At 44.5% G+C, this 13847-nt stretch carries 15 protein-coding genes and 1 riboswitch; of the genes, 3 read left to right on the top strand and 12 right to left on the bottom strand.

Annotation, left to right across the window (positions count from 1 at the left end):
* The first annotated feature begins 76 nt into the window (after positions 1–76).
* Entirely contained in the window at positions 77–358 is a 282-nt protein-coding gene (locus tag FWJ32_RS14025; RefSeq protein ID WP_275266294.1) for a DNA methyltransferase, read from the top strand.
* 135 nt (positions 359–493) lie between these two features.
* Here FWJ32_RS14025 and FWJ32_RS10355 read toward each other — a convergent pair whose 3' ends face one another.
* The 12 genes from FWJ32_RS10355 to FWJ32_RS10300 all read right to left on the bottom strand — a co-directional run bounded on the left by FWJ32_RS10355 (position 494) and on the right by FWJ32_RS10300 (position 12957).
* The gene (locus FWJ32_RS10355) at positions 494–1705 is read right to left on the bottom strand and encodes a hypothetical protein (protein ID WP_149545886.1); all 1212 of its coding nucleotides are present in this window, start codon (positions 1703–1705) and stop codon (positions 494–496) included.
* Positions 1706–1927: 222 nt separating this feature from the next.
* A complete protein-coding gene (locus FWJ32_RS10350) occupies positions 1928–2371 on the bottom strand; it encodes an OsmC family protein (RefSeq protein ID WP_149545885.1) in 444 nt (147 codons plus the stop codon).
* Positions 2372–2894: 523 nt separating this feature from the next.
* The gene (locus FWJ32_RS10345; protein WP_149545884.1) at positions 2895–3122 is read right to left on the bottom strand and encodes a thiaminase II/PqqC family protein; all 228 of its coding nucleotides are present in this window, start codon (positions 3120–3122) and stop codon (positions 2895–2897) included.
* A gap of 62 nt (positions 3123–3184) precedes the next feature.
* Positions 3185–3976: a hydroxyethylthiazole kinase gene (gene thiM / locus FWJ32_RS10340; RefSeq protein WP_149545883.1), complete on the bottom strand. Its 792-nt coding sequence runs from the start codon at positions 3974–3976 to the stop codon at positions 3185–3187.
* Positions 3977–3996: 20 nt separating this feature from the next.
* Complete coding sequence (thiE, locus tag FWJ32_RS10335; protein ID WP_149545882.1) at positions 3997–4638, bottom strand: thiamine phosphate synthase; 642 nt, start codon at positions 4636–4638, stop codon at positions 3997–3999.
* 5 nt (positions 4639–4643) lie between these two features.
* Positions 4644–4943 carry an MTH1187 family thiamine-binding protein gene (locus tag FWJ32_RS10330; protein WP_149545881.1) on the bottom strand — a complete coding sequence of 100 codons (300 nt, stop codon included), beginning with the start codon at positions 4941–4943 and terminating at the stop codon, positions 4644–4646.
* 32 nt (positions 4944–4975) lie between these two features.
* Positions 4976–6163 carry a putative hydroxymethylpyrimidine transporter CytX gene (cytX, locus tag FWJ32_RS10325; RefSeq protein ID WP_149545880.1) on the bottom strand — a complete coding sequence of 396 codons (1188 nt, stop codon included), beginning with the start codon at positions 6161–6163 and terminating at the stop codon, positions 4976–4978.
* Positions 6153–6944, bottom strand: a complete 792-nt coding sequence (gene thiD / locus FWJ32_RS10320; RefSeq protein WP_149545879.1) for a bifunctional hydroxymethylpyrimidine kinase/phosphomethylpyrimidine kinase — start codon at positions 6942–6944, stop codon at positions 6153–6155. Before thiD ends, cytX begins: the two co-directional genes overlap by 11 nt.
* A gap of 71 nt (positions 6945–7015) precedes the next feature.
* Positions 7016–7120: riboswitch (TPP riboswitch) on the bottom strand.
* Between the two features lie 119 nt (positions 7121–7239).
* Entirely contained in the window at positions 7240–9246 is a 2007-nt protein-coding gene (locus FWJ32_RS10315; protein ID WP_149545878.1) for a tetratricopeptide repeat protein, read from the bottom strand.
* A gap of 164 nt (positions 9247–9410) precedes the next feature.
* The gene (locus FWJ32_RS10310; protein WP_149545877.1) at positions 9411–10781 is read right to left on the bottom strand and encodes a sensor histidine kinase; all 1371 of its coding nucleotides are present in this window, start codon (positions 10779–10781) and stop codon (positions 9411–9413) included.
* A complete protein-coding gene (locus FWJ32_RS10305; protein WP_149545876.1) occupies positions 10774–11466 on the bottom strand; it encodes a response regulator transcription factor in 693 nt (230 codons plus the stop codon). The genes FWJ32_RS10310 and FWJ32_RS10305 overlap by 8 nt, the downstream gene beginning before the upstream one ends.
* 84 nt (positions 11467–11550) lie before the next feature.
* A complete protein-coding gene (locus FWJ32_RS10300) occupies positions 11551–12957 on the bottom strand; it encodes a C40 family peptidase (protein WP_149545875.1) in 1407 nt (468 codons plus the stop codon).
* 96 nt (positions 12958–13053) lie between these two features.
* Here FWJ32_RS10300 and arsC point away from each other — a divergent pair, with 96 nt between their 5' ends.
* Together arsC and FWJ32_RS13730 are read left to right on the top strand one after the other, a co-directional pair.
* A complete protein-coding gene (arsC, locus tag FWJ32_RS10295) occupies positions 13054–13461 on the top strand; it encodes an arsenate reductase (thioredoxin) (RefSeq protein ID WP_476727228.1) in 408 nt (135 codons plus the stop codon).
* A gap of 13 nt (positions 13462–13474) precedes the next feature.
* Positions 13475–13609, top strand: coding sequence for a hypothetical protein (locus FWJ32_RS13730; RefSeq protein ID WP_275266293.1), 135 nt, complete (start codon positions 13475–13477; stop codon positions 13607–13609).
* The last annotated feature ends 238 nt before the right edge of the window (positions 13610–13847 follow it).

Here is a 13847-nt window from a genome sequence, read left to right as displayed (position 1 = left end):
TCAAATTGAATGAGTCGAAAACCAATAAAATTTTTCAGATTAAATAATCCTGTGATAAAATTAATGCTAAAATAATGTGAGAAATAATTCTCACGTTGGTTCAGCCTTAATTTGGGGGAGGGATTTCTATGCAGAAATCATTCCTGGCGCCTCTCACATAATTTTAGCATTGACATTATTAAATTCAAATAGGCATGGAGAAAAACAGGATAAACATCTTGCTATGTTTCCTCTCGAATTGCCTTATAGGTTAATAAAGATGTTTAGTTTCGTAGGCGATACAGTGTTGGACCCTTTCGTTGGCAGTGGAACAGCTTCATTGGCAGCAAAAATATTGCACAGAAACTCTAAACAATAAGAAAGAGATATATAATAAAGAAGTAATAAATGAGATAAAATAAGAAATAAAAAGGTTACAATTGTTTTGATAATAGCTTAGATTTCATCTGTCAAAATAGTAAAAAGCAGGACTATAGATGGTCCTGCTTTTTTACTATTGTTTCTGGAACTCCCGGGTTATGTCTATCACCGGAGCGTTTTTAGCCTCTTCAGGAAGCTCGATGACTATATCATCGCCGCCATAGTCGCTGTAGTCTATGGTCCCTGATATGACCTCAGAAGAGATATTTAGGGACTGCCCCTGAATTGTAAAGTCAGGATTTAGGTCTACCCTTTCGTAGATCTCTGCAGACTGTATGAGCTTGGTCTCGGGATCTATATAATAGACTATCCTTCCATAAATCCCTCTATACATGTCTTCAATGGCCTGGCCTTGCGCTGTTATGTTCTGCATAATGCCGCCCATCCCAGCCAAATTTAGTGCCTCACTTATCACTTTCATGTCCCTAATATTTAGAAAAGCATCTATCACCCTTACCTGTTTGCCATCCTTAATCGTATACCCCATGTCCCTGTATACCCCATACTTGTCCAGATCCTTACTCTGCTCTGGAGTGATGTCTGCCAGCTTGCTGAAATCAGGCGCGATTCCCTTTACAGCATACCACATCTCCTTGCCCTGAGTATCCTTTGACTTCATATACACGGTATCCCCAACCACATACATCTCCATCCTGGTTTCAGGGATTCCCGCACCACTGGTTACCGTCTCCTGGTAAAGCCCCTTATCCATGTCAAATTCCGACCGGGTGGTTGTAGTGGTTACCATATCTCCCGGCATCCCAGACATATCCCCTTTGTTCTGAATTTTTATTGTCATTGTAGATGAAGACTTATATTTTTTTGCCACTTGATTGTTTTTCTCAGCAATAAATTCCCTGGCTTTAGCTGAGCTGGCAAACAGACTATCCAGCATGTCGTTTGCCGCCGAAGCTGTCACGGCAGAATCCATGGCCACATCAACCGGTAAAAGCCTGTATTCCAAAGCATATGCAAACTCATCAGACGATGCAAGCTCATGCAGGTTTAAAGAAGACAAACCTAAGAATCTTGCCATGAGTATCCCTGCTGTACGGTATGTCAAAGGGTCCTCAAGGCCAAGAGAACTGTCCGTCTTTCCTTTCAATATGCCATACTCTACTGCAAAGTCGCTGTATGATTTGTCTCCAAGGTCAACACCAGCTTTTTCCAGCATCAATTTAACAAATTCACCTTTTGTAATCGCTGCCGGCTCTTGCGCCATAGCAGCCATGGGAACAGCAAGCGTGAGCAGGAAAACCAATCCCAAAGATACAAGCCTTTTCATAAACATGCCCCCTGTAGATTTATTAACAATATTATAACATAAATATTATAACATAGTGAATCTGGATATAAAAGCCACATTATCCAGCACTTTATTGAGCCTTGTCCCCCGCTGCTTTACAACAAGACATATCATAGGTTTACTGTCCCAAACCCATTCTAAAACCCGGAGGACCAACCCTCTGGCTTTTAACATACCTGTCCCTTATTTATTCCACACTCTCTACTCAACAACCACGCCAGACGAAACCAATTTAACTCCCTGTGTCAGTGTATCACCTACAGGGCATCTCTTTTCAATAAATTTAGCAAATTCCTTTACCTTATCTTCTGGCGAATCACTCTTTATGTGCATTTTAAATCTGATTTCCTGGAAACCGGGTCTGACATTGGACTTACCCATAAAGCCATCTGTATCAAGGTCTCCTTCCAACTCAACCCAGAACTCCTTCAGGTTTATGCCCTGCTGTTTGGCAAAAACCGCTGCAACGATGGACTGACATGAACCCAATGCGCACAGCAGCGCCTCCACTGGATTCATCCCCTTGTTGGTACCGCCCAAATCCTCCGGTTCATCCAAAATCATTTTAAATCCCCTTACATCACTCTCCACCATCAACCCTTCCGGCAACTTTCTTGAGGTGGCTTTAAATGTCACTACGGCCATTTTAAATCCCTCCCTTTGATAAATATAATTATATAGTTCAAAAGCTCTACAAAGAGCTAAGAACCCAGCGTAGCGGGAAAACCGACCCTTTTATTCTTTTTTAGTTTTCCCTTAAACTATTATAATATTACTTCATATTACTTCTTTATTTATAAAACTATTTTGTTTCATATAGCAGAGCACTTCAAGTAACCTTTTGGATACACTATGCCATCATGTTTTTATTGAACATATTTATAGGCTTAATTGCGTCCTATAATAAAAATAATACCTGCGTTTACAGATATACTAATATTTTGCCGTTAAATTATTTTAAGAAAATGTTTGGAAATGTCCAAAAAGCTATAAAAAACTATATCATATTTATATGCTCTTATTGTGTCATCAACAAAAAATACCTGCATTTTGCAGGCATATTAATATTCTGATATATACATTTTACCGTATCTTTTACACTGGACTATACAGTGCTGCACGTTATCATTTTTAAAATAGTCAACTTTAACAGGTTCTATTGCGAGGGTTATAAGTGTATTTTCACCGCATGGCCAGGCCTTATTTCAAGACCAAACCCCCATCTCTCCGCATATCCCCTGTGCAATTTCAGTTCGTTAATGCTGCTATCAAGCAGATACTTGAAGTCATACATTGCCTCCCTATCGGGACTTTTAGCTATAGCCGCAGCAAATACCCTGGCATAGGATTCAAGGTAAAAGGCGTCCTGAGATATCAGGTACGGCGTCAGGACCATTATGACAAAATAGCCGATGAGAGCGCCTATACCGCTGGATTAAGTTTATACATGCTGTCACCTCATTCTATCTTTACCTTTTTCCCCGCCTTTAACTTTTCTTCCGTGAGATTGTATATCTCGTCAAAGAATGCTGCCCTAAAGCTGCCCGGGCCATTTACCTCCTGATGGGCAGCGGCCAGTTCACCAGCCAGGCCAAATGACGCAAAAGCCGCCACAGTTGCATCAAAGTAGTCCGATTCTGCCCCGCAGAAACAGCCCACCACAGACGTGAGCATACAGCCCGTGCCTGTGATGGTACCCATCATGGGGTGTCCATTGTCCACGTATGCAACCCTCTTCCCATCGGTTATAATATCTGTCACACCGGAGGCGGCAATAATACAGCCGTTATCCATTGCCAGTCTTTTGTAAGACCCTACGTCACCGTGGCCTCCCTCAGCTTCTACCCCCCTGATTTTTCCTCCTGCCCCTGCCAATATCCCTATCTCTGCAATGTTACCCTTTATTACAGAGAGCCTGAGCTCACGCATAATCCTTTTAGCACTCTCCGTCCTCATGGCAGTAGCCCCTGCACCTACCGGGTCCAAAATCACCGGTATGCCTAAAGAATTTGCCGTCCTGCCAGCCATTATCATGGCATCCACCTGTTCCCTCGTGAGTGTGCCTATATTGAGTACAAGAGCCTGAGATGCAGCTACCATCTCTTCAACCTCCTCTATAGCATGTGCCATTACCGGCAGCCCACCTATGGCAAGGGTTATATTAGCGCAGTCATTTACAGTGACTATGTTTGTAATGTGGTGTACCAGTGGTTTCCTTCCCCTGATCCTGTTTAAAAGTCCCTCTATCATATCTATCCCCTCCTAAATGTTCACATAGATTGATTTCTGTCCTTAAACGCCCTCTCTATCTCCTTTATTAGCAGTCTTGCATTTTTCTCTATGTCCCCTGAGAATACAGCAGATACCGTGGATAACCCGTCAACCCCGGTCTTAACCATTACCTCGTAAGCGTTTTCCAGTGTTATGCCCCCTATGGCCACCACAGGTATATCTACCGCCTCTTTAATCATCTTTACCCTCTCCAGACCTATGGCGTCTGATTCCGGCTTTGTTAGAGTGGAGTAGACAGCCCCCACTCCCAGGTAGTCTGCACCGTCCCTCTGGGCCTTAATGCCCTCCTCCACTGTCTTTGCAGATACACCCAGTATCTTCCCCGGCCCTATCATCCTCCTCACCACATCTGCAGGCAGGTCCTCCTGACCCACATGCACCCCGTCGGCATCTACCGCAAGGGCCACATCAACCCTGTCATTTATTATCAGGGGAATATTGTATAAACCTGTCACCTCTTTTACCTTTAATGCCAGCCCATAAAACTCCCGGCCCCCTATGTTCTTTTCCCTGAGCTGTATGATGGTTGCACCACCCTTAATGGCCATCTCCACCGCCTCGACCAGGGTAATGCCATTAAGATATGAACGGTCTGTTACAGCATAAAGCCTTAAGTCCATGTTGCCTACCTCCATTCCTCTTTATATTTTCCTATTTTCTCATCCATGGTTACCCCGTCGGGGCTGTAGTCAATCTTTACCACCGATATAACCCTGTGTACCCCTTCTTTTTCACATATTTCATGCACCTTGCTGACTATACCCAAAAGGGTGTCAAGGTCACCTTCCATGGTTGTCTCCATTGGTCCCACCAGATGCTTAACACCCGTAGCTTTAATGTATTCAATCACCCTGTCCACCACAGAATATACCTTCTCCTCTTCCACCAATGGTATTACCTGAAGGCTAAGGTTTACACTGCTCATGTCTTTCACCTCCCCTCTGGTTACGGTTAACCTCACAATGCCTTTGGTTTAGCGGCCATTTCAGCTTCCCTTATGCCTGCATAAATTATCCCTGTGAGGATTGCATCGGGCAGTGTGACCCCTATGGGTATATCTAATCCCATAATAATATAGTAAAGCACTGACCCAATGACCCATGAAATCAATGCCTCAATGCTGAATTTCGAATTTCTCATATCTGTCTTAAATACAAAGTAGTCTACCAAAAGAACGGCAAAGAGTGGGGCAAACACCGAACCTATGGCATACAGGAAGTTTTCGTACTGTTCCATGGGGAAGAACAGGGCAACCATCATTCCTATCACCCCCATAACAACCGATACCAGTCTCTCATCACCCTTTCTTATGTTGAGAAGCGATACAGCCGAGGAGTACACATCCAGGAAAGTGGTGGTTACTGTGGACATGATGACAATTATCATGGCAAACACACCAAGGTTTGCCTTTAGCATTATGCCTGTAGGGTCATCAGTGCCGAAGGCCAGGCCTGTGGCCAGGCCGATGACATACATCCATGTGCTCCCCAGGAAGTAGCCTGTCCATATAGCTATTGAAGAGCCCCTTTCAGACTCAGCCATCCTGGTATAATCCGAAACCAGGGGCAACCAGGATAGCGGCATTACCACAGCCAGCTCTACACCATGTCCAAAACTCATGCCCCCAGATGCCACTGCCGGCATCCCTCCTTTAAACACAGTATAGCTCATAACTATGGTAAGAACCAGCAGCATAGAAACTGCAATACCGTTTATCACATTGAACCCATAGCTACCCGAATAGAGCCACAGTATCACCAGAAGACCAACCATAAGCGCCCAGAGATGGAAATTATCAAACCCCCATAAACTTATGGAAATAGAATTTAAAGAACGGCCGGCCACTATAATCATTATGGCTGTCCATCCAATAAGCTGCAGAACATTCAATGCCGAAAAAAGATATGAGCCGCATACCCCAAAGGCATACCGCGTAGACTCCATAGAACCTGCCTTTTCCCTAAAGCCAATGATCCCTGCTAGCACGAGAAAGGTATTCCCCAGGATATGCCCCAAGACAATTGCAGCCACACCATTTTTAAAACCGAGCGGAGTGTACAGGGCGCCTGTCATTATCTCCGCCATGGATATGGCTGCGCCAAACCATAGCAGAAACATACTGAAGCTGCTGAGTTTAGTTTTCATTGTCCCACCTCCAGAAGTGGTTTGTGGGCCCCACCCCATGACCAATATCCAGAGAATTTTTTATCGCCCCTGTGATATAATCCTTTGCCCGTTTAACAGATTCAATAAGGTCATAACCCAAGGCCAGGTTTGCTGCTATGGCAGAAGAAAATGTACATCCTGTCCCGTGGGTGTTTCTGGTGTTTACTCTCTCCGATGTTATCTCATAAAATTTGTGCCCATCATAGAATACATCTAAGGCATCACCTGTAAGGTGTCCACCCTTTACTACAACACTCTTTGCCCCAAGCCCTATTATCTTCCTTGCTGCCTCTCTCATGTCTTCTGGCGTCTTTATCACCATGCCAGTCAGTGCCTCTGCCTCCATAAGGTTTGGGGTTACCACAAGGCTCAATGGAATCAGTTTGTCCTTTAAGGCATTCATTGCTTCAGGCTTTAAAAGGTAGCTCCCGCCCTTGGAGATCATAACCGGGTCCAAGACCACTTTCCTCGGACCGTACTTCTTCAAGCCGTCAGCTATGGCACCTATTATCCCTCCACTGGAAACCATACCTATCTTTACTGCGTCAGGATAGAGGTCCTCAAATACTGCCTGCATCTGGAGCGATACCATTTCCGGGCTTATATCCTCTATACCTATAACGCCCCTTGTATTTTGAGCCGTCACCGATGTGATTACGCTCATGCCAAAGACCCCGTGGGCTGAAAATGTTTTAATGTCAGCCTGTATGCCCGCTCCGCCTCCCGAGTCTGAGCCCGCTATTGTCAATGCTAGTTTCATGTTAAACACCCCCAAAATAATTAAACCCACCTGCTGCAGGTGGGTTTTTTAAAAATAAAAAGTGCCCTGTGTAAGGCACTTTCATGCTTTCCTACGCAGGTATTATCCTGACAGGTTCAAGGGTCGGGAACGTGTCCCCTCTCAGCCTCAGTAAAGAAGCTCCCCTAGCATCCATCTAATTAAGTTTTCACTCTATATTATTCTATACTATTTTGCAAATTCCTGCCTCCGGTATAAATTTTTATTGGCTTATGAGGCTACCGCCATCCTTTATATGCTTTTCAACTAAGATAACCTATTTTGTAATGCTCTTAATGAGCCAGTTATCTCCACGTTGTTCAAATGCCACTGTGACCCCGGCAGCCGGGCCATCAACTATCCTCAATGGGCCTTTTTTCTCCACCTCTGGGCTATCAAGCTGCAGCGACCAGCAACCATTTAAAGCAGGCTGTACGAGATTGAGCTCTTTGGCCTTCTCAACCAGGCCTTCATCTGTAACCAAGACCCTCGCAGATTTTTCGTTACCCGTGGAGAGCATATATACGAATTCCACAAGGGTGTCATATGCAGATGGGGCTGTGCGGCTGTCAATAAGCTTATAACTGTCGCCATCTCTCTCCCATGTGTCGATAAAGTGGCGGTGTGGGCCATCATTACTCTCATTAAATATCCTGCCTTTTGCATCGTCTGTATGCCATGAATCACTCTGCAGTGTAAACCGATCAATACCCTGTCCGTCAAAAGCCAATTCGCCGTGGCTGCTCCTCCATTGGTACAGTGGCGGCCTCCAAACAAGCCTCCACCTGTCATTTACAAGCCTCAGCAGAATATAATACGGACGAGGGGTAAGATTGCCAATATATGATGTTTCTATCACCAACCCCATCTCCGTGCTGCCATCTGGCCCCTTGACCACCCTGCTATCATACACAGCAGATGTAAAGGCTGCTTCTGTTGGAAACTCGTTTGAAAAAAAGAGCTGGTGCTTCATCTTACCCTCTTCCCACCAGAAGATCTCATGAGCCTTCATGAGACTTTCGCTCTTGTAGTCTACAAACACAACCCGGTTTATGCCGTTCGCATTGGCGGATACATCCTTGTAGGCAACATCAATATTATTTTCCCCTGTCCATTCCACAAATTTATCCCCATTAAACCTGCCTGCGTACAGCTTTTTAAAATAGTTTTCCACAATATCCACAGTTTTGTACACAGGCAACCTGTTGATAGCCCTCCTGGTTTCTATTTCCATGGACTGTTTTTGAGCTTTTTTGTAATATTCAAGGGCCTTATCGTAGTTCTTCTGGGCCCTGCATATTTCACCCATCCCAAAGTATGCCTTTGCTGCCATCCTTGGTGAAGATACAGGAATCGGCTGCTTCTCATCCACTGGAATAAGTCCTTCATATATGTATGATGCCTCTTCATACCTGCCCATGTCCCTCAAGACATCAGCCTTGAGCAGAAAAAAACTGGTATCATCTGGATAGTCGCTTTTCATCTTGAGACCTGAAGATATTGAAGATAAAGCAGAGTTTAACTGGCCGGCCCGATACTGTGCCAGTCCTAAGTAGTACCAGTACGCCCGCATTTCCGGCATTGTCTTTACCTTATCCTTATAGTATTCCACAACCCTAGGATAATAGGCCCTGTAGACATCGGGTGCACTCTCAAAGTTTTTATCTCTCTCATTCCATCGCATAACCTCAACGCTGTATGCATCCCCTGTATCCTTAGTCCACAGTGCCACCTCCGCAATACCATCCTTGCCATAGTCACCATCAATATCCTCCACATCCATCCTGTGATATGAGGTCCTGTATATATTCTGCAGTGAGTTGCTTCTCCATGTAAATACATCTAAAGCGTTACCTGCTGAGGCTCCTATAGTCCAACCAATGAGGATATCGGCCAGCCCATCCCCTGTCACATCTGCAATTTTAACTGTATCAAAACCATATCCCTTTCCCACATCAGTCCATACAATTTTGTAAGAACCCCCGCTCCTCTTGAGCAAAAACGCCCCTACCTTGCTTTCATCAAATCTGTATGTGGCAAGATATTCAGGGGTCTGGTCGCTATCTACATTTACCGGAAACACAGACACCCCGTCTACATCCTCCAGCTTCGCACCCGCGGGGAGATAGTCCATTACTTCTTTCATATAACCCTGCACACCCTTACCGGATTCTTCCCCCACTGATGGTGGCTTCATGGTAGCACCTGGAGTAGGAAGGCTGGAACAACCACCTATAAATATTAATGCTGATACCAGTGCCAGGCTTATAATACGCTTATGCACGCTATCGCCTCCTGCTTATAATATACTACTTATGCAAAAACAATGGGTTAACAAAGGGTTAAATTTTACTTAAGCAAATATACGGACACGACATATAACACCCGGAGACTCCACTAAAGCAGGCCTGTAATGTGCAGGCGCACCCAAAAACGAAATGGTAAATTTTATGCAGGAAGCTCTATCATCACCGATGTTCCTTCGCCAACCCTGCTCTTTATGTTTATCTTGCCTCCATGAAGCTCAATTATCTCCTTGGATATGGCCAGGCCGAGTCCACTCCCGGAAGCCTTCGCCTTTGCCGTGTAGAACTTTTCTGTTATATGATTTAAATCCCCTTCAGGTATACCGCAGCCTGTATCTTGGACAACAATCCTTGCTATATCCTGTGACTTTTCTGCATATATACCTATCTCCCCGCCGCTGTCAGTAAACTTCAGGGAATTGTCCAGAATATTTATAAGTACCTGTCTAAGCCTGCTGGCATCTCCTTCGATCATAGGTAGGTCATCTAAGTCCACATCCAACCTGATCCCAAGCCTTTCCGCTCTTGGGCGTATCTGGTCAACTGTGGAGATTATCAGTTCCTTGAGATCTACCGGCCCCATATTGAGAGAGATACGTCCTGACTCCAGCTTGCTGAAATCAAGGAGTTTGTTTACCATTACCGTAAGCCTGTCCGTTTCTTTTTCTATTATGTCTAAGCCCTTTTTCATAATTTCCTCGTCTGAGCCTTCTTTTAGTGTGACCACCCATCCTTTAATGGATGTGAGAGGCGTTCTTATCTCGTGAGATACAGAGCTTATAAAGTCATTCTTCATAGTATCCAGTTTTTCCAGTTCTACAGCCGCCTGATTCAAAGTCTCGGCCAGGGTGCCTATCTCATCATTAAATCTCTTGCTCACCCTCACCTTGAAATCTCCAGCGCTTATCTCCTTTGCAGCCCTGGTTATCTCGTCTAGCGGTTTGGTGAGTGTCCATGATACCCATATACCCACTATTACAACTATCGCTACGATAGCAGCGCCAATCTCTATCAGGTTTATTATTATCCTTCTCATGACCTCCTCCACACCCTCAAGAGAGGTAACAAAGCGAATCACTCCCACCACCCTGTTACCCTTCATAAGAGGAGATGAGACAGCCATGACGTCTTCATTGGTATCCATGTATTTGCCCTGATACACGCCAATATTTCCATTTATGGCATCCTGTATATCTTCACTCTCCGCATACTCGAAGTTGCCTATAGAGTCACCCAGGACTATTCCTGACGTGTTCATTACCTGCACCTCAGTGTTGGAAACCTGAGCAAAATCTTCAGAAAGATCCTGAGCCACATATATAAGGTTTGCGTCCTCTATATAGTTTTTAAAAAAGTTGTTGGCAAGCTGAGCCTGCTGGACCATTATCTCTCTTATATTCCCTGTATAATACCTCCATACCCACTCTACAAGGAACCCTTCCAATAGCAGTATAGCGGAAAGGACTATGAAGATATAGGTCCATATAAGCCTGCCTCTTATCCCCTTAAACATCTTCTTCCCCCATCACAAAGCGATAGCCAACCCCCCATACAGTGGCTATGTACCGTGGTTTGGCAGTGTTATCGCATAGTTTTTCCCTCAACCTTCTTATATGCACATCAATGGTCTTTATGTCCCCATAGAAGTTGGTACCCCACAACTTGTTCAGTATCTCATCTCTTGTGACCACACTGCCACCAGCCTCCATCAGCAGCAGTAGCAGCTCATATTCCTTATTGGTGAGGTCAATGTTTTTCCCATCTTTTGTAATCCTTCTCTTTTCCGTATCTACAATAATATCCTTAACCCTAATCTTAGACTCCTTGTACTTTCTATTTACCCTTCGCAGGACAGCCTTTACACGGGCGGTAAGTTCAACGGGATTAAAGGGTTTTACCACATAGTCATCTGCTCCCAGTTCAAGGCCTACTACTTTATCAGTATCCTGCCCCCTGGCCGTAAGCATTATTATAGCTGTACCAGGTCGTTCCTCCTGTACCTTCTTGCACACCTCATACCCGTCTATCCCGGGAAGCATTATGTCCAGTATGATAAGGTCCACTATATGAACCCTGATCATATTAAGGGCTTCCTCCCCGGTTGCCGCCTCAATGACGTTAAACCCTTCCCTCTTCAGGTTTATTACTATAAACTCCCTTATGGAGTCCTCATCCTCTACCACCAGTATACTGCCCATTGCAATCCCCCTTTGATTTTTATTATACCTTAATGCTGTTAAAAAGTATTTAGTCGTAACATGGAAAAAGGGACCCCATGGCCCCTAATTTTCTATTTGTATTGCTGTTGTAAGTGCATCCATGAATGTCCTCCCATTGGTCCTCGGGAGGTCGATGCTGGATACCGCAACCTCCATCACAGGTATAAACCTATAGTCCCCATCCGGCATCTTTTCTTTCATATCACCATACCCCGAAAAATCATGTATCATGTATTCTCTCCCGTCAACCTTGCCCAGATAGAGCATGGCATGACCCGGCATATACAGAGCTGCACCGGGCTTTAACTTTGCAAAGATTGCTTCTCTTTCAGCATCCGACCTACCCTTAAAATCATACCTTATGCCATACATGGCTTCCTGTTCATCGGTGTTACGTGGCAATTTAAATCCAAATGTGGAGTATATATCCATGATAAAGGATGAACAGTCTCTTCTTCCTGTCCTACCGCCCCAGTCGTATCTTTCACCCAGCATCTTGAACGCCTGCCTTATTATATTGCCCCTGGTGTATGGCAGATAGCCTACAGAGACATCCTCACTCATAGGTATCATGGCCTTTTTGACGGCAAGGTTTCCATCCGCATCCTTTGTAGGTACTTCCACAACATAGTTGCCCTGGGTGGCCTGGCCGTCTACAGTAGCATCATCATCTTTTACCAGAGGCAGCTTGACACCCATATCTAAGGTCAGCCCAGACACGTCCTGATTGTAGGGGTCGTACCCTGTCTTTATATGGTTTCCCGTCACCACAATAAATGGTACCTTCTCAGTAAAACCCAGTACCTCTTCTTTACTGCCGATGGCCACATCCTCAGCCCTTACCCATCCGCGGTAAAACCTGGCCTGGCCGAAGTACCACTTCCTATCGCTGCTCTCATGAAGTATAGCCAGCGGTTCTCCCACATAGAGCGCGGTCTCCTGAAACCTGTCAAATTCTATGTCTCCTGGTTTATTCGTCACAATATCGTCAGTCGGAAAGCTCCTCATATTGGTACGCCTTACCACCAGACCAAACCTCACAGGATTGCTCCCCTTGACATCACTTAGACCTCTTCTGCTCAAAAGGTTATCATAGTAGTCACTGCCCAGCATATTGCCGTTTATATCATATCTTGGCAGTGCAGGCACCTTATACTCATCTATCATCTCTTTTAGCGCCTCTCCTGTAATTGCACCAGGAAAGCCTTTAAGGTCTACCACCTCATTCACCGATTCATCTATCCTGCCGTTATACTCCTCTATCTCATCCGGTGTCATAATAATCTTATCGGCATCATCAAGCCTTGATATCCAGAAATTAGCATCTAACATTCCCTCTGTTACATCCGGCAGATTGCTCATTCCCTCTCCCCCTGTAGTCGTTGTAGTAAAACCTATATTAATAATCAAAAGAACCACAAAAACTATCACAAAAACTATAATGAAGATTATGGCCAACCTTATCTTCATAATCACCCCTCGTCTCTTAACACAAATTTAACACAAATGGACTATAATTTAAACCCCTTTTTAAGTTATAATTGGAGGTAGGAAGGAGAGATGCTAGTGCCAAAGAAAAGAATAATGTTTTTATGTATAAACAACTCCTGCCGCAGTCAGATGGCTGAAGGTATAGCTAAGACACTAAAGGGAGACGAATATGAGGTCTTCAGTGCCGGTATGGAGCCCACCCATGTAAACCCCAGGGCCATAGAGGTCCTGAAAGAAATCGGTATAGATATATCATCCCAGTATTCCAAGCTCATAGAAAACCACCTATTAAACTCCATGGACATAGTAGTCACCTTATGCGGCGAGGCAGAGGAGGCCTGCCCGGTTACCCCTCCCCATATAAAGAGGGAACACTGGCCGCTTCCAGACCCTGCCAGGGCTACAGGGACAGAGGAAGAGATTATGGACAAATTCCGAGAGGTCAGGAATAAGATAATAGAACTGGTAAAGGAAAAACTATAAGAGGAAATAATAGATGAGGATAACAGTTACCTTTTTAGTGTTATCCAACAGGAAGTCCGGTAAGGGAAGACTGGATGTGATAATAATCCCCAAGAGCAGGTCCAGAACATGTCTAAAAAGAGGGGCTGTTGCACAATGGACTAAATAGTTCATTGTGCAACAGCGCTTTTTTTTATTGCGTAAAAGCAAATACGGGTACCGAAGTACCCGTATAAGCTGTATAATTAAGTCATGAAAAACACTAAACTATACACCAAAGATTATACCGAATTTAATGGGAGCTTTCAATTAGTTTTACCATTAAATTTAGAAATGTTGATACCAGAGGATGATTCAGTAAGACTGCTTAGCCTAATATTGGAGGGATTAAATTACGAAAAGTTATA

Origin of the sequence: Calorimonas adulescens, from assembly GCF_008274215.1 — a bacterium.
Lineage (GTDB): Bacteria > Bacillota > Thermoanaerobacteria > Thermoanaerobacterales > UBA4877 > Calorimonas > Calorimonas adulescens.
This window is presented reverse-complemented; position numbering and strand designations above follow the sequence as displayed.

Coding starts and splice junctions, on each gene's coding strand:
- FWJ32_RS10355 (WP_149545886.1), bottom strand. CDS start 1,705: ATGAAAAGGCTTGTATCTTTGGGATTGGTTTTCCTGCTCACGCTTGCT.
- FWJ32_RS10350 (WP_149545885.1), bottom strand. CDS start 2,371: ATGGCCGTAGTGACATTTAAAGCCACCTCAAGAAAGTTGCCGGAAGGG.
- FWJ32_RS10345 (WP_149545884.1), bottom strand. CDS start 3,122: ATGGTCCTGACGCCGTACCTGATATCTCAGGACGCCTTTTACCTTGAA.
- thiM (WP_149545883.1), bottom strand. CDS start 3,976: ATGATAGAGGGACTTTTAAACAGGATCAGGGGAAGGAAACCACTGGTA.
- thiE (WP_149545882.1), bottom strand. CDS start 4,638: ATGGACTTAAGGCTTTATGCTGTAACAGACCGTTCATATCTTAATGGC.
- FWJ32_RS10330 (WP_149545881.1), bottom strand. CDS start 4,943: ATGAGCAGTGTAAACCTTAGCCTTCAGGTAATACCATTGGTGGAAGAG.
- cytX (WP_149545880.1), bottom strand. CDS start 6,163: ATGAAAACTAAACTCAGCAGCTTCAGTATGTTTCTGCTATGGTTTGGC.
- thiD (WP_149545879.1), bottom strand. CDS start 6,944: ATGAAACTAGCATTGACAATAGCGGGCTCAGACTCGGGAGGCGGAGCG.
- FWJ32_RS10310 (WP_149545877.1), bottom strand. CDS start 10,781: ATGTTTAAGGGGATAAGAGGCAGGCTTATATGGACCTATATCTTCATA.
- FWJ32_RS10305 (WP_149545876.1), bottom strand. CDS start 11,466: ATGGGCAGTATACTGGTGGTAGAGGATGAGGACTCCATAAGGGAGTTT.
- FWJ32_RS10300 (WP_149545875.1), bottom strand. CDS start 12,957: ATGAAGATAAGGTTGGCCATAATCTTCATTATAGTTTTTGTGATAGTT.
- FWJ32_RS13730 (WP_275266293.1), top strand. CDS start 13,475: ATGAGGATAACAGTTACCTTTTTAGTGTTATCCAACAGGAAGTCCGGT.